3 protein-coding genes are annotated in these 1,973 nt (G+C 46.3%); all 3 read right to left on the reverse strand.

What is annotated here, in order from left to right; genetic code table 11:
* Positions 1 to 890 (reverse strand): NAD(P)H-dependent glycerol-3-phosphate dehydrogenase (locus A3751_RS07005; RefSeq protein ID WP_068453755.1); only part of this gene is annotated, 890 nt, incomplete at its 3' end.
* A 38-nt stretch (positions 891 to 928) separates the two neighbouring features.
* The gene (locus tag A3751_RS07010; RefSeq protein ID WP_068453756.1) at positions 929 to 1,435 is read right to left on the reverse strand and encodes an STAS domain-containing protein; all 507 of its coding nucleotides are present in this window, start codon (positions 1,433 to 1,435) and stop codon (positions 929 to 931) included.
* A gap of 43 nt (positions 1,436 to 1,478) precedes the next feature.
* The coding region (locus A3751_RS07015; protein WP_156492301.1) for a PP2C family protein-serine/threonine phosphatase at positions 1,479 to 1,973 on the reverse strand (495 nt) is incomplete at its 5' end.

Here is a 1,973-nt window from a genome sequence, read left to right on the forward strand (position 1 = left end):
TGTTCATCAGCAAAACGCTTTACCTGCTTAAGCGTGTTCACACCCTCGGCAACCTCACCGAGCTCTGCCACAGCTTCATCGAGATTGCGCCCTTCGCCAAACGCATAGCCTACTCGATAATTCCGACTCAAAGGCGAGCACGCTGTGGCGATTAAATCACCAACTCCAGATAGACCGAGAAAGGTCATAGGATTTGCACCTTGTGTTTCAGCAAACCGCCCCATTTCAGCAAGTGAGCGGGTAAGCAGCATTGCGATGGTGTTCTCTCCCAATTTCTTGGCCGCAGCGATGCCGGAGATAATCGCATAGATGTTTTTCAAGGCACCACCAAGCTCAACACCGTAAACGTCGGCACTGGCATAAACCCGGAAATACAAACAGCTAAGTGTTTCTTGAACAATACGGCGAAGATCAGAGTCTTCACTTGCAATCACAGTCGCGGTGATTTCATGCTTTGCGATCTCTTTGGCTAAATTTGGACCACCCATCACACCCACCCTGTTGTGGGGCAACTCGGCGCGCAAGATATCGCTCATCAAATTCAAAGTACCTGGCTCAATACCCTTTGTTGTACTAATAACCATCTGATCGCTGTCGACATAACCAGAAACCCGCTCCACCACATCACGAAAAGATTTGCTGGGGATGGCAAAAAAAATGAGCTGCGCATCGGTAATGGCAAGTTTAAGATCTGTTGTTGCATTGAGGTTCTCGTGCAACACGAGATCGGGCAAGTATCGCTGATTGATCCTAGAGTCTGTAATTTGCTGCACAGCTTCTTCGCTTCGCATCCATAGCGTCACGATATAACCGTTCTCAGCTGCAATGTTCGCAATGACCGTGCCGAAGCTTCCGCCACCAAGCACCGCAATGCGTTTGCAATCGCTCATGTAATTATCTCTGCTGTATTAACGTATAAAACGGCGTATCAACTAGCCTTCGTGGCTACGACGTCGCTTCCTTGAAGTGCATCAACAAGATCACGGAATTTATCGTGATTATTCTCGTTAATATCCATAAGCACTTTGTGTGCATTCAGAACGGTTTGACGCATCTCATCTTCTTGCAGCGGTGTCTGCTCGAGTTCTGCAAGATCTGCTTCACTTTCAATCGGCTCTTTGGTGATAACAAAAACGCTATCAAAACCCATAGATTCAACAATTCGGGTGACGTCAGGATTAGTCGAAACAATAGAGGGGAGGAAATGGGATTTTTCTTTCGCTTTCACAGCAAGCTTAGCCAGCATGCCCAGCGTCGTGCTATCAAGGTGATCTGTTTCAGAAAGATCAACGACAAGACTTCGAAAATTCGGATTCTCCGAGATTTTTTCAATCACAGAATCGATCGTTGAGCATGCATTTAGACGCACCTCTCCAACCAACTTCAAAATATAAACGCCGCTGCAATCAGCCTGTAGTACTTTACACTGGGACATCGCTACTTAACTCTAGGGTTTGCAAGTAACCTCCTACCATACGCTACGAATCATCCTGGTCGCAGACCGTCAAAACGGCTATATCATCTGGCAGCTCATCAATGTCGTCCAATCCCATTGATGTCAAAATTGATTCTATCCCCCCTTGCTCTTTAGAAACAACATCTAATAGTAACTTTTCTTTCTCTTTTAGTGTGTCATTGTGCAGCACTTCTAATATTCCATCGGAAAAGACTGTGATATTGAACTTGGGCGGCAGGTCTCGGACAACGCGCTCAAACTCAGGTTCCGGAAACAGACCTACTGCCACGCCCTTGGCATCCAGATATTCTGTCCCTTCCGGGGTTTTAAGTATTGGCAACGGCAAATGCCCACCAATAGTATAGGTAAGCGTTCTTTTGAACTGATCTAGCACCCCCGCAAACACCGTTAGATGCTTGCCAAGATCAGATACGATTAACTCTTGATTTAGACGCTTTAAAAACTTCACCGGACAACTGATGTCATCGCTAGACTGACGACGATAGTTTCGTAGTAA

It is taken from the genome of Oleiphilus sp. HI0080, assembly GCF_001635135.1.

Coding starts and splice junctions, on each gene's coding strand:
- A3751_RS07010 (WP_068453756.1), bottom strand. CDS start 1,435: ATGTCCCAGTGTAAAGTACTACAGGCTGATTGCAGCGGCGTTTATATT.